Below are 21,293 nucleotides of genomic sequence, written 5' to 3'. Positions count from 1 at the left end.
CCAGGGGACGGCTCCCTTGTGCCGCCCGTCCTTGTGCCGGTCATGGTAGCCGCACCCCGCTGTTCGCCACACCCTGTCACCGCGATGTCACTGTGCACGTAGCAGAAACGCGGTGGGAGACCAGAAGGTTCCCCGAATACCGCGTTCCCACACGTGTTCGGCGACACTCAGTCAACACCACGGCCGCCCCGGCCGTGCCGCGGGTCACTCAGTCGACATCCAGTGCTCCATCACCGTAAGGAGATGATCGGTGTCGACCGGCTTGGTGACGTAGTCCGACGCACCCGCTTCGATGCTCTTCTCCCGGTCGCCCTTCATCGCCTTCGCGGTGAGGGCGATGATCGGCAGCCCGGCGAACTGGGGCATCCTGCGGATCGCGGCCGTCGTGGCGTACCCGTCCATCTCCGGCATCATGATGTCCATCAGGACGAGCACGACGTCGTCGTGCTGCTCCAGGACCTCGATGCCCTCCCGGCCGTTCTCCGCGTACAGGACCTGCAGCCCGTGCTGCTCCAGCACGCTGGTCAGCGCGAAGACATTACGGATGTCGTCGTCGACGATCAGCACCTTCTCGCCGTGGAAGCCGCCCACCGGCTCCGGCACCACCAGGTCCTGGCCGCCCAGCAGCCACGGCTCGGGAGCCTGCGACTGCCGTCCCGGGCGGCGGGCGGACGACCGGGCGCTCAGCTCCGCCTGCGGCGGCGACTGCCCCTCGTCGGCCCGCGACGCCTCCTGCTCGGTCCGCTGACGCCGCCGGAACAGCCCGGAGCCGCCACGGCCACGCGCCGCCGAGGAAGCGTCGGAGGCGTCCTGTGCGCCCTCCTGCTCCGCCCCGGCCCCGTCCTCCACGGTCTCCTCCACGCCGCTGGGGAGCGCCGCGAGCGCCAGCGGGCCCGGCCGCGAGCTGCTCGGGGCGAGCTGCGGGTAGCCCTGCGGCGGCAGCTCGCTGGGGTGCAGCGGCAGATAGAGCGTGAAGGTCGAGCCGCGGCCCGGTTCGCTGGCCGCGTGGATCTCGCCGCCGAGCAGCCGGGCGATCTCCCGGCTGATGGACAGGCCGAGCCCGGTGCCGCCGTACTTCCGGCTGGTGGTGCCGTCGGCCTGCTTGAACGCCTCGAAGATCACCCGCATCTTGCTGGCCGCGATGCCGATACCGGTGTCGGTGACCGAGAAGGCGATCATGTCAGCGTCCGCGTCGCGCAGGGCACCGTGCTCCAGCAGCTGCTCCCGGATGGCGTGCGGCACGTCCGCGCCCGCCGGCCGGATGACCAGCTCCACGGCGCCGCTGTCGGTGAACTTCACCGCGTTGGACAGCAGGTTGCGCAGCACCTGCAGCAGCCGCTGCTCGTCGGTGTGCAGCGTCGCCGGAAGCTCCGGCGACACCCTTACGGAGAAGTCCAGGCCCTTCTCCGCGGTCAGCGGCCGGAAGGTGGCCTCCACATAGTCGACGAGCTGGACCAGGGCGATACGGGTCGGGCTGACGTCCATCTTGCCCGCCTCGACCTTCGACAGGTCCAGGATGTCGTTGATCAGCTGCAGCAGGTCCGAGCCCGCGCCGTGGATGGTCTCGGCGAACTCCACCTGCTTCGGCGAGAGATTGCCGTCGGCGTTGTCGGCGAGCAGCTTGGCCAGGATCAGCAGCGAGTTGAGCGGCGTGCGCAGCTCATGCGACATGTTCGCCAGGAACTCGCTCTTGTAGCGCATCGAGACGGCGAGCTGCTCGGCGCGCTCCTCGAGCACCTGCCGGGCTTCCTCGATCTCGGTGTTCTTGACCTCGATGTCGCGGTTCTGGCGGGCCAGCCGCTCGGACTTCTCCTCCAGCTCCGCGTTGGACGCCTGGAGGGCCTTCTGCCGGTTCTCCAGCTCGGCGGACCGCTCGCGCAGCTGCTCGGTCAGCTCCTGCGACTGCTTCAGCAGCACCTCGGTCTTGGTGTTGACGCTGATGGTGTTGACGCTGGTGCCGATCATCTCGGCGATCTGGTTGAGGAAGTCCTTCTGGATCTGGGCGAAGGGCTGGAACGAGGCCAGCTCGATCACGCCCAGCAGCTGCCCCTCGAAGAGCACCGGCAACACGATCACATGGGCCGGAGCCGCCTCGCCGAGCCCCGAGGCGATCTTGAGATAGCCCGGCGGCACGTTCTCCACCAGGATCGGGCGCTTCTCCTCGGCGACCGTGCCGATCAGCGTCTCACCGGCCTTGAAGCGGGTGGGCATCAAGCCGAGGGTGTAGCCGTAGGAACCGACCAGCAGCAGTTCGTAGCCGTCGTCGGAGGTGCTGTCCGCGACCACCTCGGTGCCCTCGCCCGGCGGTACGGCCAGGAAGAACGCGCCGTGCTGGGCGGAGACCACCGGGGTCAGCTCGCTCATGATCAACCGGGCGACGTCCTCCAGGTCGCGCCGTCCCTGCATGAGACCGGAGATCCGGGCGAGGTTGCCCTTGAGCCAGTCCTGCTCCTTGTTGGCGAGCGTCGTCTCGCGCAGGTTGGCGATCATGGTGTTGATGTGGTCCTGGAGGACCTGGATCTCGCCCGAGGCGTCCACATCGATCTTGAGGTTGAGATCACCGCGGGTCACCGCGGTGGCGACCTCGGCGATGGCGCGCACCTGACGAGTCAGGTTGCCGGCCATCTCGTTCACCGACTCGGTCAGGTCCTTCCAGGTGCCGGCCACGTCCCGCACCCGCGCCTGGCCGCCCAGCTGGCCCTCGGTGCCCACCTCACGGGCCACCCGGGTCACCTGGTCGGCGAACGACGAGAGCTGATCCACCATCGTGTTGATGGTCGTCTTCAGCTCGAGGATCTCGCCACGCGCCTCGATGTCGATCTTCTTGGTCAGATCACCCTGGGCGATGGCCGTGGTGACCATCGCGATGTTGCGGACCTGTCCGGTCAGGTTGGACGCCATCGAGTTCACGGACTCGGTGAGGTCCTTCCACGTCCCCGAGACGCCGGGCACCCGCGCCTGGCCGCCCAGGATGCCGTCCGTGCCCACCTCGCGGGCCACGCGGGTGACCTCGTCGGCGAACGAGGACAGCGTCGTCACCATCGTGTTGACGGTGTCGGCCAGCGCCGCGACCTCGCCGCGCGCCTCGACCGTCACCTTCTTCGTCAGATCGCCGTTGGCTACCGCGGCCGAGACCTGCGAGATGTTCCGCACCTGGATGGTCAGGTTGTTGGCCATCAGGTTGACGTTGTTGCTCAGGTCCTTCCAGATACCGGTCACGCCCGGAACCCGCGCCTGACCGCCCAACTGCCCCTCGGTGCCCACCTCACGGGCCACCCTGGTGACCTGCTCGGCGAACGACGACAGCTGGTCCACCATCGTGTTCACGGTGGTGACCAGCTCCAGGATCTCGCCCTTGGCATCGACGGTGATCTTCTTCGACAGATCGCCCTTGGCGACCGCCGTCGTCACCTCCGCGATCGAACGCACCTGGGACGTCAGGTTGTTGGCCATGCTGTTGACGGACTGGGTGAGGTCCTTCCACGTCCCGGAGACGCCCTGCACCTCGGCCTGGCCGCCCAACTGGCCCTCGGTGCCCACCTCGCGGGCGACCCTGGTGACCTCCTCCGCGAAGGACGACAGCTGGTCGACCATCGTGTTCAGGGTGTTCTTGAGCTCCAGGATCTCGCCGCGCGCATCGACGTCGATCTTCTGGGAGAGGTCACCGCGCGCGACCGCCGTGGCGACCTGCGCGATATTGCGCACCTGGGCGGTCAGATTGCCCGCCATGCCGTTCACCGAGTCGGTCAGATCGCGCCACACACCCGCCACACCGGGCACCTGCGCCTGACCGCCCAGCCGACCGTCCGTACCCACCTCGCGGGCCACGCGGGTCACCTGCTCGGCGAAGGCGGAGAGCTGGTCGACCATCGTGTTGATGGTGTTCTTCAGCTCCAGGATCTCGCCGCGCGCGTCCACCTCGATCTTCTGCGACAGATCACCGCGCGCGACCGCCGTCGTCACCTGGGCGATACCGCGCACCTGCGCGGTCAGGTTCCCCGCCATGGAGTTGACGGAGTCGGTCAGGTCCTTCCAGACGCCGCTGACCCCGTCCACCCGGGCCTGACCGCCCAGCCGGCCCTCGGTGCCCACGTCCCGCGCCATCCTGGTGACCTGGTCGGCGAACGAGGACAACTGGTCCACCATGGTGTTCACGGTGTTCTTCAGCTTGAGCATCTCACCGGAGACATCGACGGTGACCTTCTGCGACAGATCGCCGTTCGCCACCGCCGTCGTCACCTGGGCGATGTTGCGCACCTGTCCGGTGAGGTTCCGGAAGGCCGTGTTCACCGAATCGGTGAGGTCCTTCCACGTTCCCGCCGCACCCGGCACCTGCGCCTGGCCGCCCAGCTCGCCCTCGACGCCGATCTCCCGGGCCACCCGCGTCACCTCGGCGCCGAAGGACTGCAGCTGGTCGACCATCGTGTTGGTGGTGTTCTTCAGCTCCAGCATCTCGCCGGCCACATCCACGGTGACCTTCTGCGACAGATCACCGTTCGCCACCGCCGTCGTCACCTGCGCGATGTCCCGCACCTGCGCGGTGAGGTTCCGGAACGCGGTGTTCACCGAATCGGTGAGGTCCTTCCACGTCCCCGCCGCACCCGGCACCTGCGCCTGGCCGCCCAGCAGCCCCTCGGCGCCGACCTCGCTGGCCACCCGCGTGACCTCGTCCGCGAAGGTACGCAGCGTCTCGGTCATGGTGTTGATCGTGTCGGCCAGCTGCGCGACCTCGCCGCGTGCGCTCACCGTCACCTTCTGCGACAGATCACCATTGGCGACCGCAGTGGTGACCTGGGCGATCCCGCGCACCTGCGCGGTCAGGTTCCCCGCCATGAGGTTGACGGAGTCGGTCAGGTCCTTCCAGACGCCCGCGACGCCCGGAACCTTCGCCTGGCCGCCCAGCTCGCCCTCGGTGCCCACCTCACGGGCGACCCGGGTCACCTCGGAGGCGAACGAGGAGAGCTGGTCCACCATCGTGTTGACGGTTTCCTTCAGCTCGAGCATCTCCCCGGACACATGAACCGTGACCTTCCGGGACAGATCACCCTTGGCCACCGCCGTCGTCACGAGAGCGATATCACGCACCTGGGCGGTGAGCCGGGAGGCCATCGTGTTGACGGACTCCGTGAGGTCCTTCCACGAACCCGACATTCCACGCACTCGGGCCTGGCCGCCCAGCTTGCCCTCGGTGCCGACCTCACTCGCGACCCGCGTCACCTCGTCGGTGAACGCCGAGAGCTGGTCCACCAGGCCGTTGACCGTGCGCCCCACCTTCAGGAACTCGCCCCGCAGGGGATGCCCCGATCCATCGGCGCCCTGCGCCCGCAGGTCCATGCGCTGCTCGAGATCGCCCTCGGCGACCGCCGACAGCACCCGGCCCACCTCGGACACCGGCCGCACAAGATCGTCCACCAGGGCGTTGGACGCGTCAATGGCCGCGGCCCACTGGCCCTCACAGGCGCCGGTCTCCAGCCGCTCGGTGAGCTTGCCCTCGCGGCCGACCACCCGCCGCACCCGGGTCAGCTCACCGGTGAGCTGCAGATTGCGATCCGCGACCTCGTTGAAAACCGCGGCGATCTCGGCCATCACGCCCTCGCCCGAGACCGTGAGCCGTTTGCGGAAGTTCCCGTCCCGCATCGCCGTCATCGCGGTCAGCAGCCGGTTCAGGGCCGCCGTATCCACTTCAGTCGTCCCATTGCTCCGGGACCGTCCGCCTTTCGCGCGCGTATTCGTGCCCCGCGCCGCTGCGCCAGACTCCACCGTGTCCCTCCCGCAGGGTTGACCATCCTCGTCGGGTTCTTCTTCCAGCTTGCCCAGTGTTTCACCATGCCCCAACCAGGCCATAACAGTTCGGCAGCATCCCACACCCCGAACGCCCACTCTGGGGGGAATCGAGGCCGACCGGCATTCGCGCGGGCGCCGGTGGTAAGTAACCTGGCAACCGGCCAGGGCATCGGAGGGGCGCTGCGACATGGGTGAGCAGTTCGCCGAGACACATATGAGGAGACCTGTGATCACCGCGCGGGCAGCCGCCACCTTCGAGCCGGTGGGACGCTCGGTCGCCGCCGCCCGCACTTTTGTCCGGGACACCCTCCAGGGGTGGGGCCTCACCGACATCGTGGACGACGCCGTCGTCCTGACCAGCGAACTTGTCACCAACGCGGTGGTGCACGCCGGTACCACCGCCGATGTGGTGTGCATCCGCGCCGACACCGGCGTGCGCGTCGAGGTCGCCGACCGCTACCCCGAGCGCGAGGTCCCGCTGCAGAGCAACGGCGGCCACCACTTCGGAAACCCCGACCGCGAGGGCGGCCGCGGCCTGCTGCTGTGCGCGGCCCTCGCCGGCCGCTGGGGCGTCGAGTACACCGCAACCCACAAGCAGGTCTGGTTCCAGCTCGATTTCCCCGACCGCCCGGCCGGGACCCGAGCGGCCGGGCCCGCCCTGCCCTCCAGCGCCCTGCCCATCGCCGACGCCCGGGTCCGGGTCGGGGTCGTCCAGGTCGACAGCGGCGGTCTGATCAGCTCCTGGAACGACGACGCCCAGGAGCTGTTCGGCTACCCACCGGAGCAGGTCATCGGCAAGCCGCTGACCGACCTCGCGGCGTGGCCGCACACCCCCGGCACGGGCACCGGCGTCGCCGAGGCGCTCCTGCTCTCACGCTGGGAGGGCTCCTACGGCATCCGCGGCGCCGACGGCCGGGTCGCCCCCGTCTACGCCTCCCATCTGCGCATCCGCGACGCCGAGGGCGAGCCGTCCACCGTCTGTCTGCTGGTGGGCGAACGCGAGCGCGCCGTACTGCAGAGCCCGATGCGCGGTACGAATGCCGACACCGCCGACACCTCTGACCGGGGCCAGGCCACCGACGCCTTCGAGGTCTTCATCGGCTCCCCGGCCCCCGACGACCTCGACGGTCTGCTCCAGCGCACCGTCGAGCGGGCCCGTGACATGCTCGACGGCGACGCCGCCTATCTGCTGCTCGCCACCGACGACGAGACCGAGTTGGAGGTCCGCGCCTCCACCGGGCTGCCCTCCGCCCGCCAGCGCTTCGCCCGCGTCCCCGTCGAAGCGGGCACCGGCCGCTACGGCTCGGCCCGGATGCCCGCGGTCCACGAGGATCTGTCCGCGGTGCCCGGCGCCGTTCCACTGCTGGTGAACACGGGGATGCGCTCCGTCGTCACCGTCCCGCTGAAGGTCGAGGGCCGGCTCACCGGCTCGCTCGGCGTCGCCGCCGAGTCCCCGGCCCGCTACAGCAACGAAGAGGCCCTGCGGCTGCAGTTCGCCGCCGACCGCATCGCCCTCGCCGTCGAGCGCGCCCGCCTCACCGAGCTGGAGCGGCTGCGCCGCGGCTCGCTGTCCTTCCTCGTCGAGGCGTCCGACCTCCTCGCGGGCACCCTGGACCGCGACCAGACGCTGGCGCTGATGGCCCAGATGACGGTGCCCACGCTGGCCAGTTGGTGCGCCGTCTATACGGTCGCCGACCAGGCGTCCGAGCCCGAGCTGTCGTACGTCCTGCACGAGGACGAGGACCGCATCGACGGCCTCAAGGCCCTGCTGATGAAGATCGACCCACCGGAGCAGGTTCCCACCGGCGGGGCCCGCAGCTGGTCCGGCCCCTATGACGCGGCCCACGCCGCCGCCCTGCGCACCTCGCTGCGCAGCCTCAGCCTCGGCGACTCCGCCCGCCCCTCCTCCGGCCCCGGCGCCTCGCTCGCGACCGCCTCCGCGGTCGGCGGGGAGACGGTCGTACTGCCCCTGGTGGCCCGTAACCGCGTCATCGGCATGCTCATCCTCGGCAAGCCCACCGACGAGCACTTCCGCCAGGAGAACCTGGAGCTCGCCGAGGACCTCTCCCGCCGGGCCGCGCTCGCGCTGGACAACGCGCGGCTCTACTCGGAGCGCACCGCCATCAGCCAGTCCCTGCAGCGCAGTCTGCTGCCGCCCGAGCAGCCCGAGGTCCCCGGAGTCGAGGTCGAGGTCATCTACCGCGCGGCGGGCGAGGGCAATGAGGTCGGCGGCGACTTCTACGACCTCTTCCCGATCCGCGACGGGGCGTACGGCTTCGCCATCGGCGACGTCTGCGGCACCGGACCGGAGGCCGCCGCGGTCACCGGACTCGCCCGGCACGCCCTGCGGCTGCTCGCCCGCGAGGGTTTCGGGGGCCCGGCGGTCCTGGAGCGGCTCAACGCGGCCATTCTCGACGAGGGCGCCCGCAGCCGCTTCCTGACCCTCCTCTACGGGGAGTTGTGGCCGCAGCACGACGGCAGCGCGGTGCTCAAGGTCGTCTGCGCCGGACACCCCCTGCCGCTCCGGCTGCGCCAGGACGGCAGCGTGGAGGCGGCGGCCGAGCCCCAGCCGCTGCTCGGCGTCATGGAGGACCTCGAGCTGTACGAGCAGACGGTGACGCTCGACCCGGGCGATGTGCTGCTGTGCGTCACCGACGGGGTGACGGAGCGACGCGAGGGCACCAGGATGCTCGGCGACGACGGCCTTATCGACGTCCTCACGACCTGTACCGGCCTTACGGCGGGCGCGGTGGCCGCCCGGGTGCTGCGGGCCGTGGAGCGCTTCGCGGCGGAGCCGCCGTCGGACGACATGGCGATCCTGGCGATGCGCGTGCCCGAGCCCGCCGATTCCTGAGGCGGGGGCCGGGGGGGACTGGGAGCCCCGGCGCAATGCCCGAATATGACGAAAGGCCCCCGCCATATGGCGGGGGCCTTTCGCAGGAGAGCCCCAATACGGAATCGAACCGTAGACCTTCTCCTTACCATGGAGACGCTCTGCCGACTGAGCTATTGGGGCGCGTCGACGGGATAGATCATACCCGAACTCGGGTACGCTCCCGACCACTCGCCCCCGTGCCTCAGGCGGCTGACTGCAACAGCCCGCCCAGCGCGTTGCAGGCCGAGACCACGCGCTGCAACTCCCGCCGCGACATGGTCGGATCGACGGGCAGTGCCAGGCATTCATCGGCCGCCCGCTCGGTCTCCGCGAGCCACAGATCGCGCCGGAAGCGCGCGGTGCGATGCGCGGGTGTCTGCACGGGCACATGGCATACGACGCCGCGAGAACGCAGCGTGCGGGCGAAGGCGTCCCGGTCCGGCCGGCCGTTGCCGGGGACCCTGACGACGTACTGCTGATAGGTGTGTTCCACGCCGGGCGCGACCGGCGGCGTGAGAACTCCGCGCAACTTTCCGTCCAGATAGGCCGCGTTGGCCTGCCGCCGCAGAATCTCCCCGGCGGGCTCACCGGCCGACCCGTATCCGATCACCAGCACGCCGTGCCGCTGACCCAGGTCGGTGAGGGCCCCCATGTCGGCGGGATGTCCGAAGGTGTGAATGGCCACGATGGCCGCGGTCCGGGGCGTCAGCGCCTCGGCCACCGCAGCCGGGTCTATGCAGTAGGTATGGGCGTCGATGTCCACGAACACTGGCCTGGCACCGGCCAGCAGCACCGCTTCAGCGGCCTCAGGAGTGCCGTAGGCCGGCACGATTACCTCGTCGCCCGGCCGCACACGCGCCCGGGTCAACTCATGCAGCAGCTCATCCGTAGGTGTCCCCATGAGCGGCATGTTGCCCAGGCAACATGAACACCGAGTAGCCCACAACACAACAGCAGAAGAGCCCTGTCGGTGACCGAAGTCCCGACAGGGCTCTTTGCAATATTTGTTCGGCGGTGTCCTACTCTCCCACAGGGTCCCCCCTGCAGTACCATCGGCGCTGAAAGGCTTAGCTTCCGGGTTCGAAATGTAACCGGGCGTTTCCCTAACGCTATGACCACCGAAACACTATGAAACTGAACCGGAACCACACCCCAAACAAGAAGGGGGGTTCAATACGGTTCATTGCTTCAGAACCAACACAGTGGACGCGAGCACCTGAGGACAAGCCCTCGGCCTATTAGTACCAGTCAACTCCACCAGTTACCCGGCTTCCATATCTGGCCTATCAACCCAGTCGTCTACTGGGAGCCTTAACCCATCAAGTGGGTGGGAGTCCTCATCTCGAAGCAGGCTTCCCGCTTAGATGCTTTCAGCGGTTATCCCTCCCGAACGTAGCCAACCAGCCATGCCCTTGGCAGGACAACTGGCACACCAGAGGTTCGTCCGTCCCGGTCCTCTCGTACTAGGGACAGCCCTTCTCAAGACTCCTACGCGCACAGCGGATAGGGACCGAACTGTCTCACGACGTTCTAAACCCAGCTCGCGTACCGCTTTAATGGGCGAACAGCCCAACCCTTGGGACCGACTCCAGCCCCAGGATGCGACGAGCCGACATCGAGGTGCCAAACCATCCCGTCGATATGGACTCTTGGGGAAGATCAGCCTGTTATCCCCGGGGTACCTTTTATCCGTTGAGCGACGGCGCTTCCACAAGCCACCGCCGGATCACTAGTCCCGACTTTCGTCCCTGCTCGACCCGTCGGTCTCACAGTCAAGCTCCCTTGTGCACTTACACTCAACACCTGATTGCCAACCAGGCTGAGGGAACCTTTGGGCGCCTCCGTTACCCTTTAGGAGGCAACCGCCCCAGTTAAACTACCCACCAGACACTGTCCCTGATCCGGATCACGGACCCAGGTTAGACATCCAGCACGACCAGAGTGGTATTTCAACAATGACTCCACCACAACTGGCGTTGCGGCTTCACAGTCTCCCACCTATCCTACACAAGCCGAACCGAACACCAATATCAAGCTATAGTAAAGGTCCCGGGGTCTTTCCGTCCTGCTGCGCGAAACGAGCATCTTTACTCGTAGTGCAATTTCACCGGGCCTATGGTTGAGACAGTCGAGAAGTCGTTACGCCATTCGTGCAGGTCGGAACTTACCCGACAAGGAATTTCGCTACCTTAGGATGGTTATAGTTACCACCGCCGTTTACTGGCGCTTAAGTTCTCAGCTTCGCCACACCGAAATGTGACTAACCGGTCCCCTTAACGTTCCAGCACCGGGCAGGCGTCAGTCCGTATACATCGCCTTACGGCTTCGCACGGACCTGTGTTTTTAGTAAACAGTCGCTTCTCGCTGGTCTCTGCGGCCACCACCAGCTCAAGGAGAAAATCCCATCACCAGCAATGGCCCCCCTTCTCCCGAAGTTACGGGGGCATTTTGCCGAGTTCCTTAACCATAGTTCACCCGAACGCCTCGGTATTCTCTACCTGACCACCTGAGTCGGTTTAGGGTACGGGCCGCCATGAAACTCGCTAGAGGCTTTTCTCGACAGCATAGGATCATCCACTTCACCACAATCGGCTCGGCATCAGGTCTCACCCTTCAATGAGGAACGGATTTACCTACTCCTCGGGCTACACCCTTACCCCGGGACAACCACCGCCCGGGCTGGACTACCTTCCTGCGTCACCCCATCACTCACCTACTACAGGTCTGGACCGTCGGCTCCACCACTCCCCTCAACTCCGAAGAGATCAGGGCGGCTTCACGGACTTAGCATCGCCTGGTTCGACGTTGGCGCTTCAAAGCGGGTACCGGAATATCAACCGGTTGTCCATCGACTACGCCTGTCGGCCTCGCCTTAGGTCCCGACTTACCCTGGGCAGATCAGCTTGACCCAGGAACCCTTAGTCAATCGGCGCACACGTTTCCCACGTGTGTATCGCTACTCATGCCTGCATTCTCACTCGTGAACCATCCACAACTCGCTTACACGGCTGCTTCACCCGGCACACGACGCTCCCCTACCCATCACAGCGATCGTTAGACCACATGCTGCAATGACACGACTTCGGCGGTACGCTTGAGCCCCGCTACATTGTCGGCGCGGAATCACTTGACCAGTGAGCTATTACGCACTCTTTCAAGGATGGCTGCTTCTAAGCCAACCTCCTGGTTGTCTCTGCGACTCCACATCCTTTCCCACTTAGCGTACGCTTAGGGGCCTTAGTCGATGCTCTGGGCTGTTTCCCTCTCGACCATGGAGCTTATCCCCCACAGTCTCACTGCCGCGCTCTCACTTACCGGCATTCGGAGTTTGGCTAAGGTCAGTAACCCGGTAGGGCCCATCGCCTATCCAGTGCTCTACCTCCGGCAAGAAACACACGACGCTGCACCTAAATGCATTTCGGGGAGAACCAGCTATCACGGAGTTTGATTGGCCTTTCACCCCTAACCACAGGTCATCCCCCAGGTTTTCAACCCTGGTGGGTTCGGTCCTCCACGAAGTCTTACCTCCGCTTCAACCTGCCCATGGCTAGATCACTCCGCTTCGGGTCTTGAGCGCGCTACTAAACCGCCCTATTCGGACTCGCTTTCGCTACGGCTTCCCCACACGGGTTAACCTCGCAACACACCGCAAACTCGCAGGCTCATTCTTCAAAAGGCACGCAGTCACGACCGTGCTCCGAAGAACACGGCGACGCTCCCACGGCTTGTAGGCACACGGTTTCAGGTACTATTTCACTCCGCTCCCGCGGTACTTTTCACCATTCCCTCACGGTACTATCCGCTATCGGTCACCAGGGAATATTTAGGCTTAGCGGGTGGTCCCGCCAGATTCACACAGGATTTCTCGGGCCCCGTGCTACTTGGGAAATGAACAAGCAAGCCACTACGATTTCAGCTACGGGGGTCTTACCCTCTACGCCGGACCTTTCGCATGTCCTTCGCCTATCGCAATGGTTTCTGACTCACCCAGCCGCCGGCAGACGACTGAAGTTCACTCCCACAACCCCGTATGCGCAACCCCTGCCGGGTATCACACACATACGGTTTAGCCTCATCCAGTTTCGCTCGCCACTACTCCCGGAATCACGGTTGTTTTCTCTTCCTGCGGGTACTGAGATGTTTCACTTCCCCGCGTTCCCTCCACATACCCTATGTGTTCAGGTATGGGTGACAGCCCATGACGACTGCCGGGTTTCCCCATTCGGACACCCCCGGATCAAAGCTCGGTTGACAGCTCCCCGGGGCCTATCGCGGCCTCCCACGTCCTTCATCGGTTCCTGGTGCCAAGGCATCCACCGTGCGCCCTTAAAAACTTGGCCACAGATGCTCGCGTCCACTGTGCAGTTCTCAAACAACGACCCGTACCCCGTCACCCACACTCACCGTGCGGTTCACCGGGACCGGCCGAAGGAACAGGCAACTTTCCAGCCCGTACCCTCAGACACCCAACAGCGTGCCCGGCATCATTTTTCTGCTCACTCTGTGGTCCACGCCGAAGCAGTACTAACAGAGAAGAGCATCCAGACGATACCGAATAGTCAACGTTCCACCCATGAGCAAACCGTGCGAGACATGCGCTCGCAGTCGGCTATGTGCTCCTTAGAAAGGAGGTGATCCAGCCGCACCTTCCGGTACGGCTACCTTGTTACGACTTCGTCCCAATCGCCAGTCCCACCTTCGACGGCTCCCCCCACAAGGGTTGGGCCACCGGCTTCGGGTGTTACCGACTTTCGTGACGTGACGGGCGGTGTGTACAAGGCCCGGGAACGTATTCACCGCAGCAATGCTGATCTGCGATTACTAGCGACTCCGACTTCATGGGGTCGAGTTGCAGACCCCAATCCGAACTGAGACCGGCTTTTTGAGATTCGCTCCACCTCACGGCTTCGCAGCTCATTGTACCGGCCATTGTAGCACGTGTGCAGCCCAAGACATAAGGGGCATGATGACTTGACGTCGTCCCCACCTTCCTCCGAGTTGACCCCGGCAGTCTCCTGTGAGTCCCCATCACCCCGAAAGGCATGCTGGCAACACAGAACAAGGGTTGCGCTCGTTGCGGGACTTAACCCAACATCTCACGACACGAGCTGACGACAGCCATGCACCACCTGTACACCGACCACAAGGGGGCCCCTGTCTCCAGAGGTTTCCGGTGTATGTCAAGCCTTGGTAAGGTTCTTCGCGTTGCGTCGAATTAAGCCACATGCTCCGCCGCTTGTGCGGGCCCCCGTCAATTCCTTTGAGTTTTAGCCTTGCGGCCGTACTCCCCAGGCGGGGAACTTAATGCGTTAGCTGCGGCGCGGACAACGTGGAATGTCGCCCACACCTAGTTCCCAACGTTTACGGCGTGGACTACCAGGGTATCTAATCCTGTTCGCTCCCCACGCTTTCGCTCCTCAGCGTCAGTGTCGGCCCAGAGATCCGCCTTCGCCACCGGTGTTCCTCCTGATATCTGCGCATTTCACCGCTACACCAGGAATTCCGATCTCCCCTACCGAACTCTAGCCTGCCCGTATCGAATGCAGACCCGGAGTTAAGCTCCGGGCTTTCACATCCGACGCGACAAGCCGCCTACGAGCTCTTTACGCCCAATAATTCCGGACAACGCTTGCGCCCTACGTATTACCGCGGCTGCTGGCACGTAGTTAGCCGGCGCTTCTTCTGCAGGTACCGTCACTCTCGCTTCTTCCCTGCTGAAAGAGGTTTACAACCCGAAGGCCGTCATCCCTCACGCGGCGTCGCTGCATCAGGCTTTCGCCCATTGTGCAATATTCCCCACTGCTGCCTCCCGTAGGAGTCTGGGCCGTGTCTCAGTCCCAGTGTGGCCGGTCGCCCTCTCAGGCCGGCTACCCGTCGTCGCCTTGGTAGGCCATCACCCCACCAACAAGCTGATAGGCCGCGGGCTCATCCTGCACCGCCGGAGCTTTCCACACGCATCCCATGCGGGAGCGTGTCATATCCGGTATTAGACCCCGTTTCCAGGGCTTGTCCCAGAGTGCAGGGCAGATTGCCCACGTGTTACTCACCCGTTCGCCACTAATCCCCGGCCGAAACCGGTTCATCGTTCGACTTGCATGTGTTAAGCACGCCGCCAGCGTTCGTCCTGAGCCAGGATCAAACTCTCCGTGAATGCTTCCGGGATATCCCGGTCACACAGTCACGAGAGCGGAGCAGACCGGAGGAATAATCCAGTCCGCTCACAGCGTCCTCGCTGTGTATTTTTCCAAAGGAACCTCGTCCGAGATGGACGGGGTATCAACATATCTGGCGTTGACTTTTGGCACGCTGTTGAGTTCTCAAGGAACGGACGCTTCCTTTGAAACCGTTTCACCGGTCTCTCCGGGCGCTTCCCTTCGGTGTTTCCAACCTTACCAGATCCGTTTTCCGTTCCGTTTCCGGTCCGAATTCCGTTTCCGGTGGCCGTTGGAGGGCCTTCCCTTTCGGTGTCCCCGACTTTATCAGAATTTCTCTGAGTCGATTTCCACCCCCGCCGGTGGGCTCCTCCGGAGACCGTTGAGTCCTCCGGGTTCCCCTCTGGCGGAGCCGTAAACGTACTGGAGCGGGGCTCCTCGATGCAAATCGAGGAGCCCCGCCGGGTGTTCAGCGCCGGTGTGGTGCTGAGGAGGTGTCAGACCAGACGTCAGACCTCGACGACCACAGGAAGGATCATCGGGCGCCGTCGGTAGCTGTCGGAGACCCACTTACCGACCGCGCGCCGCGCCAACTGCTGGAGCTGATGCGCGTCCACGACCCCGTCGGAGGCCGACTTCACCAGGGCATCCTCGATCTTCGGGATGACCGCGGTGAAGGCCGAGTCCTCGATCCCGGAGCCCCTTGCGTGGATATGCGGGCCACCCACGACCTTGCCGGTCGAACTGTCGACGACCACGAAGATCGAGATGATGCCCTCCTCGCCGAGGATGCGGCGGTCCTTGAGCGAGGATTCCGTGACATCGCCGACCGAGAGGCCGTCCACGTACACGTATCCCGCCTGCACCTTGCCGACGATCTTGGCGATGCCGTCCACAAGGTCGACCACGACACCGTCCTCGGCGATGACGCAACGGTTCTTCGGAACCCCGGTCAAGGCGCCCAGCTCGGCGTTGGCGCGCAGATGGCGCCATTCGCCGTGCACCGGCATCAGGTTCTTGGGCTTGCAGATGTTGTAGAAGTACAGCAGCTCGCCGGCCGAGGCGTGGCCGGAGACATGGACCTTGGCGTTGCCCTTGTGGACGACCGTGGCGCCCCATCGCGTCAGTCCGTTGATGACCCGGTAGACCGCGTTCTCATTGCCGGGGATCAGCGACGAGGCCAGGATCACCGTGTCGCCCTGGACGATCCGGATCTGGTGATCGCGGTTGGCCATCCGGGACAGCGCGGCCATCGGCTCGCCCTGGGAGCCCGTGCAGACGAGCACCACCTCGTCGTCCGGTAGGTCGTCGAGGGTCTTCACATCCACCACGAGACCGGCCGGCACCCGCAGATAGCCGAGGTCACGTGCGATGCCCATGTTGCGGACCATCGAGCGGCCGACGAAGGCGACCCTGCGTCCGTACTCATGCGCCGCGTCGAGGATTTGCTGGATGCGGTGCACATGGCTGGCGAAGCTGGCGACGATGATGCGCTTCTGCGCGTTGCCGAAGACCTGGCGCAGTACGCCGGAGATATCGCGCTCGGGCGGTACGAACCCGGGGACCTCGGCGTTGGTGGAGTCCACCAGGAGCAGATCGATGCCCTCCTCGCCGAGCTTGGCGAAGGCGGGCAGATCCGTGAGGCGGCCGTCCAGCGGCAGCTGGTCCATCTTGAAGTCGCCGGTGTGCACCGCCATGCCGGCCGGGGTGCGGATGGCGACCGCGAGGGCGTCCGGGATGGAGTGGTTGACCGCGATGAACTCGCACTCGAAGGGGCCGATCCGCTCGCGGTGCCCCTCCTCGACCTCGAGGGTGTACGGGCGGATCCGGTGCTCCTGCAGCTTCGCCTCGATCAGGGCGAGGGTCAGCTTGGAGCCGATCAGCGGGATGTCGGGCTTCTCGCGCAGCAGGAAGGGGACGCCGCCGATGTGGTCCTCGTGCCCGTGGGTCAGGACGATGCCGTCGATGTCGTCGAGGCGGTCCCGGATGGATGTGAAGTCCGGCAGGATCAGGTCGACTCCGGGCTGCTCCTCCTCGGGGAAGAGCACCCCGCAGTCGACGATCAGCAGCCGGCCACCGTACTCGAAGACCGTCATGTTCCGGCCGATCTCACCGAGGCCGCCGAGCGGGGTGATACGCAGGCCGCCCTCGGGGAGCTTCGGCGGAGGGCCAAGCTCAGGATGCGGATGACTCAAAAGACTCTCCTCACCACACACGCCACATGCCCCCTGGGCACATGGCGCGCGTGACATTCGTGCACTTGCTGATGTGTCTGTATGCAGTTGTGAAGTATGAAGGTGCGACCAATCGCCTCTTTGCTTAGAGCTGTACCCCGCCCGCGGCGAGATCGCGCTTCAGCTGTTCCGTTTCCTCGGCGGTCAGCTCGACCAGCGGCAGGCGCAGCGGCCCGGCGGGCTGGCCCTGAAGGGCGAGCGCGGCCTTGGCCGTGATCACTCCCTGGGTGCGGAACATGCCGGTGAAGACCGGCAGCAGCTTCTGGTGGATCTCCGTTGCCTTCGCGACGTCGCCCGCGAGATGGGCCTCCAGCATCGCCCGCAGCTCGGGGCTGACCAGGTGGCCGACCACGGAGACGAAGCCGACCGCGCCGACCGACAGCAGCGGCAGGTTCAGCATGTCGTCGCCGGAGTACCAGGCGAGGCGCGAGCGGGCGATGGCCCAGCTGGCGCGTCCGAGGTCGCCCTTGGCGTCCTTGTTGGCCACGATGCGCGGGTGCTCGGCGAGCCGGACGATGGTCTCGGTGCCGATCGGGACACCGCTGCGGCCCGGGATGTCGTAGAGCATGACCGGCAGGCCGGTGGCGTCGGCGATGGCGGTGAAGTGCCGGAGGAGACCTTCCTGCGGAGGCTTGCTGTAGTACGGCGTGACCGCCAGCAGCCCGTGGGCACCGGCCTGCTCGGCCGCGCGGGCGAGCTCGACACTGTGCCGGGTGTCATTGGTACCGGCTCCGGCCACGACGTGGGCGCGGTCCCCGACCGCCTCCACCACGGCGCGTACGAGCTGGGCTTTCTCCGCATCGCTGGTGGTCGGGGACTCGCCGGTGGTGCCGTTGACGATCAGGCCGTCATTGCCGGCGTCCACCAGATGAACGGCGAGTCGCTGGGCGCCATCGAGATCGAGTGCGCCGTCAGCGGTGAATGGCGTGACCATGGCGGTCAGCACCCGCCCGAAAGGGGTCTGCGATGTGGATGTCGGTGCCATGGGGCCCACGCTACTCGTAGCGTGCCCCACGGCGCTCGCTCGGGGCGGCGGACGGAGCGAAGAGATGGGACCCGGCACTGCCTGCTCGGGGGTTCAAGCAGTGCCGGGCCCGTTTGTTCAGCCTAGATGAACTTCTCGAAACGCCGCAATACGGACACTTCGCCCGGTGATCCGTCCGGGGAGCGGGCCCGGCCCGGGCTACGGGGCCACTCGGCCGTTGGCGTTGAAGGCCGCGTGGGTGAGCGGCATCAGCCGCGACCAGGCCGCCTCCATCTTCTCGCCCACCATCTCGATCTCCCGCTGCGGGAACGAGGGCACCGCTGCCTGCTCGTGCTGGGTGCGCAGGCCGAGGAAGTGCATCAGCGAGCGGGCGTTGCAGGTCGCGTACATCGAGGAGAACAGGCCGACCGGCAGCACCGAACGGGCCACCTCGCGGGCCACTCCCGCGGCCAGCATCTCCTGGTACGCCTCGTACGCATGGCGGTACGCGTCCTCCATCACCCGGCCGGTCAGCTCGTGCTGCGCCGCGGTGCCCTCGACGAACTCGTACTTCCCCGGGCGGCCCTGCTGGACCAGCTTGCGCGCCTCCCCCGGCACGTAGAACACCGGCTCCAGGCGGCGGTAGCGGCCGGACTCCTCGTTGTACGACCAGCCCACGCGGTGCCGCATGAACTCGCGGAAGACGAAGATCGGGGCGCTGATGAAGAAGGTCATCGAGTTGTGCTCGAACGGGCTGCCGTGGCGGTCCCGCATCAGGAAGTTGATCAGCCCCTTGGAGCGCTCCGGGTCCTTGGTGAGCTCCTCGAGGGACTGCTCGCCCGCGGTCGACACCCGCGCGGCCCACAGCACATCGGAGTCGGCGGCGCTGTGCTTGACCAGCTCGACGGTCACATCGCTGCGGAAGCCGGCCTTCTCGGTCTCGGCGGGGATCTCGGTCACGCGCGGGTCCTTCCGTGGTGCATCGCTCGGGGCGGCGCCCAGCTTACGGGCCACCACCGACAGTCCCGCTCCGCCAAACTTTCTGACAGAAAGTGGACGGATCAGGGCACCCAATCGCTGATTCACACGTCCTACACATTGAAGTACTCACGTTCGAGGTTCCAAGGAGAGCCCGCAGATGTTCCGCCGGCGAGAGCCCGTGCCGTTCGCCTTCGTCGCCGAAGCCGACCGTTTCCGCAGCAATGTCACCCCACCGTCCCGCCCCCGCGCCACACCGTCCCAGATAGCCGGGCGGACTCTGATCGGGCTCACGATCATCGCGGGGTTCATCGGCTCGCTGATGTTCGGGATGCCCGCCCTCGACAGCCAGTCGCACCCCACCCAACAGATCCAGCGGCCCGAGGCGTCCGACGGACGCTGACCGGCGCTGGGATAGCCTCACCCAGCACAGGCCCATCCGGACATGTGTGTGAGTGAGGACCTTCCGTGCCCCTGCCCTTCCTGACCGCCGACCGCGCCCACGATGAAGACGCGGCGGCCGGAGCGGACCCGCTCGGCTACGAAGACCGGGACCGCTGGCGCCGTCCTTACCGACCGGGGCCCTGGAGGGTCGGGGGCACCGCTCTTCTGCTCCTGCTCGCCTCGTACGTCCTCTTCTCCGCCATGATCATCGCGATGGCGGGATCGCTGCCCGCGGCGGGCATCTGCGTCGCCGTCGGGGCTCTGATGATCGTGACAGCCGTAAGGCTGGTGCGCATCGGCGTCGAGGTGAGCGCCCAGGGGTTGCGCCGGATCGGCCTCGTCCGCAGCACCACCGTGCGGTGGCAGGACATCGCCGCGATACGCACGGTCCAGCAGCCGGTCCGGTGGCTGGGCCTGCCGCGGACCGTCCAGGGCCAGGCGGTGCTGCTCGAACCGGTGCGCGGCGGGGCGCCGGACACCATGTTCACCACCCATGGCGCCGACTTCCTGGGCCATGTGGAGAGCTTCGAGCGGGCCGCCGACACGATCGAGGGCTGGGCCGCCGCCCACCGCTGAGCCGTACCGCCGCGGGTGGCCCCGGGGTCAGCCCCCGGCCGCCCGCACCGGCTTGCCGTCGTGCAGGGCGATGGCGCGCTGCATCGCCTTACGGGCGCGAGCGGTGTCCCGGGCGTCGTGGTACGCCACGGCGAGCCGGAACCAGGACCGCCAGTCGTCCGGCGACTGCTCCGTCTCGGCCCGGCGCTTGGCGAAGACGGCGTCCGCCGAGTCCCGGTCGATCCGCCCGCCGGGCGTCCGTACCAGCTCGTCGACCGGGAGGCCGCCCTCCGCCTCCAGCTCCCGGGCGAGCTGGTCCGCGCTCCGCGCGAACTGCGTGGTCTGCCACAGGAACCAGACGCCGATGAGGGGCATCACCAGCACCGCCAGGCCGAAGACGATCGTGACCGGGGTGCCCTCCCGGATCAGCAGCACCCCGCGGTCGCCGACCAGCACGAAGTAGACGACCAGGACGGCCGCGAGAACGAAATACGTGATCTTTGCGCGCACCGCTGTGCCCTCAGTCCAGATCCAGGAAGTGTTCCAGGCCGAAGGTCAGGCCGGGGGTGGTCACCACGCGGCGGACGCCGAGCAGGATGCCGGGCATGAAGCTGCTGTGGTGGGTGGAGTCATGGCGGATGGTGAGCGTTTCGCCCTCGCCGCCCAGCAGGACCTCCTGATGGGCGAGGAGCCCGCGCAGCCGCACCGAGTGCACCGGCACCCCGTCCACGTCGGCGCCCCGCGCGCCGTCGAGCGCCGTGGTGGTGGCGTCCGGCTGCGGGGCGCAGCCGGCCTCCCGCCGGGCCTCGGCGATGAGCTGCGCGGTGCGCGCGGCCGTACCGGAGGGAGCGTCCACCTTGTTGGGGTGGTGCAGCTCGATGACCTCGACCGATTCGAAGAACCGGGCGGCCTGGCGGGCGAACCGCATGGTCAGCACGGCACCGATGGAGAAGTTCGGCGCGATGAGCACGCCGGTGGTCGGCGAGGCGTCGAGCCAGCCGCCCAGCCGCGCCAGGCGCTCGTCCGTCCAGCCGGTGGTGCCGACGACGCCGTGGATGCCGTGGCGGACGCAGAACTCGAGGTTGTCCATCACCGAGGCCGGTTCGGTGAGCTCGACCGCCACCTCGGCGCCCGTCTCGACCAGGGTCTCGAGCCCGTCGCCCCGCCCCAGCGCGGCGACCAGCTCCAGGTCCTCGGCGGCCTCCACGGCTCGTACGGCCTCGGCGCCGATCCGGCCCTTGGCGCCGAGGACGGCCACACGCAGCTTGCTCATCGATCCTGTTTCCTTCGATCCGGGAGGCTTCGGC

Annotated in this window: 10 protein-coding genes, 1 tRNA gene and 3 rRNA genes; 3 read left to right on the top strand and 11 right to left on the bottom strand. The window is 66.4% G+C overall.

Features of this window, described 5'->3' with window-relative positions:
- Positions 1 to 204 precede the first annotated feature (204 nt).
- Positions 205 to 5,760: a HAMP domain-containing protein gene (locus CGL27_RS33920; RefSeq protein ID WP_119991700.1), complete on the bottom strand. Its 5,556-nt coding sequence runs from the start codon at positions 5,758 to 5,760 to the stop codon at positions 205 to 207.
- Between the two features lie 250 nt (positions 5,761 to 6,010).
- Between CGL27_RS33920 and CGL27_RS33915 the strand changes: the two genes are divergently transcribed.
- Positions 6,011 to 8,638, top strand: coding sequence for a SpoIIE family protein phosphatase (locus tag CGL27_RS33915; RefSeq protein ID WP_119991699.1), 2,628 nt, complete (start codon positions 6,011 to 6,013; stop codon positions 8,636 to 8,638).
- 89 nt (positions 8,639 to 8,727) lie between these two features.
- On the opposite strand, the gene CGL27_RS33910 is transcribed toward CGL27_RS33915, so the two are convergent.
- The 8 genes from CGL27_RS33910 to thyX form a co-directional block, all read right to left on the bottom strand.
- Positions 8,728 to 8,800 (bottom strand) — tRNA-Thr (locus CGL27_RS33910).
- Positions 8,801 to 8,861: 61 nt separating this feature from the next.
- On the bottom strand, positions 8,862 to 9,560 hold the full coding sequence (locus CGL27_RS33905) for a DegT/DnrJ/EryC1/StrS family aminotransferase (protein WP_078647700.1): 699 nt from the start codon (positions 9,558 to 9,560) through the stop codon (positions 8,862 to 8,864).
- A gap of 105 nt (positions 9,561 to 9,665) precedes the next feature.
- Positions 9,666 to 9,782, bottom strand: a 5S ribosomal RNA gene (gene rrf / locus CGL27_RS33900).
- Between the two features lie 95 nt (positions 9,783 to 9,877).
- A 23S ribosomal RNA gene (locus CGL27_RS33895) occupies positions 9,878 to 12,999 on the bottom strand.
- Between the two features lie 284 nt (positions 13,000 to 13,283).
- Positions 13,284 to 14,810: ribosomal RNA gene (locus CGL27_RS33890) — 16S ribosomal RNA — on the bottom strand.
- The 16S, 23S and 5S rRNA genes sit together here, the layout of an rRNA operon.
- Before the next feature lie 510 nt (positions 14,811 to 15,320).
- Complete coding sequence (locus CGL27_RS33880; protein WP_078644128.1) at positions 15,321 to 17,006, bottom strand: ribonuclease J; 1,686 nt, start codon at positions 17,004 to 17,006, stop codon at positions 15,321 to 15,323.
- A 124-nt stretch (positions 17,007 to 17,130) separates the two neighbouring features.
- A complete protein-coding gene (gene dapA, locus CGL27_RS33875; RefSeq protein WP_078644127.1) occupies positions 17,131 to 18,030 on the bottom strand; it encodes a 4-hydroxy-tetrahydrodipicolinate synthase in 900 nt (299 codons plus the stop codon).
- Positions 18,031 to 18,228: 198 nt separating this feature from the next.
- Complete coding sequence (gene thyX, locus CGL27_RS33870; RefSeq protein ID WP_078644125.1) at positions 18,229 to 18,969, bottom strand: FAD-dependent thymidylate synthase; 741 nt, start codon at positions 18,967 to 18,969, stop codon at positions 18,229 to 18,231.
- Positions 18,970 to 19,147: 178 nt separating this feature from the next.
- On the opposite strand from thyX, the gene CGL27_RS33865 reads away from it, so the two are divergent.
- Positions 19,148 to 19,390 carry a hypothetical protein gene (locus CGL27_RS33865; RefSeq protein WP_078644124.1) on the top strand — a complete coding sequence of 81 codons (243 nt, stop codon included), beginning with the start codon at positions 19,148 to 19,150 and terminating at the stop codon, positions 19,388 to 19,390.
- 65 nt (positions 19,391 to 19,455) lie between these two features.
- Entirely contained in the window at positions 19,456 to 20,007 is a 552-nt protein-coding gene (locus CGL27_RS33860; RefSeq protein ID WP_119991698.1) for a PH domain-containing protein, read from the top strand.
- A gap of 27 nt (positions 20,008 to 20,034) precedes the next feature.
- Here the strand turns inward: CGL27_RS33860 and CGL27_RS33855 are convergent, their stop codons facing one another.
- The gene (locus tag CGL27_RS33855) at positions 20,035 to 20,496 is read right to left on the bottom strand and encodes a tetratricopeptide repeat protein (protein WP_078644121.1); all 462 of its coding nucleotides are present in this window, start codon (positions 20,494 to 20,496) and stop codon (positions 20,035 to 20,037) included.
- A gap of 10 nt (positions 20,497 to 20,506) precedes the next feature.
- Positions 20,507 to 21,259: a 4-hydroxy-tetrahydrodipicolinate reductase gene (dapB, locus tag CGL27_RS33850; RefSeq protein ID WP_078644119.1), complete on the bottom strand. Its 753-nt coding sequence runs from the start codon at positions 21,257 to 21,259 to the stop codon at positions 20,507 to 20,509.
- Positions 21,260 to 21,293 lie beyond the last annotated feature (34 nt).

It is taken from the genome of Streptomyces sp. 11-1-2 (genome assembly GCF_003595545.1).
Lineage (GTDB): Bacteria > Actinomycetota > Actinomycetes > Streptomycetales > Streptomycetaceae > Streptomyces > Streptomyces hygroscopicus_B.
The sequence above is the reverse complement of the archived record's forward strand: the minus strand, read 5'-3'. Positions and strand labels throughout refer to the sequence as shown.

Coding starts and splice junctions, on each gene's coding strand:
- dapB (WP_078644119.1), bottom strand. CDS start 21,259: ATGAGCAAGCTGCGTGTGGCCGTCCTCGGCGCCAAGGGCCGGATCGGC.
- CGL27_RS33905 (WP_078647700.1), bottom strand. CDS start 9,560: ATGGGGACACCTACGGATGAGCTGCTGCATGAGTTGACCCGGGCGCGT.
- CGL27_RS33865 (WP_078644124.1), top strand. CDS start 19,148: ATGTTCCGCCGGCGAGAGCCCGTGCCGTTCGCCTTCGTCGCCGAAGCC.
- dapA (WP_078644127.1), bottom strand. CDS start 18,030: ATGGCACCGACATCCACATCGCAGACCCCTTTCGGGCGGGTGCTGACC.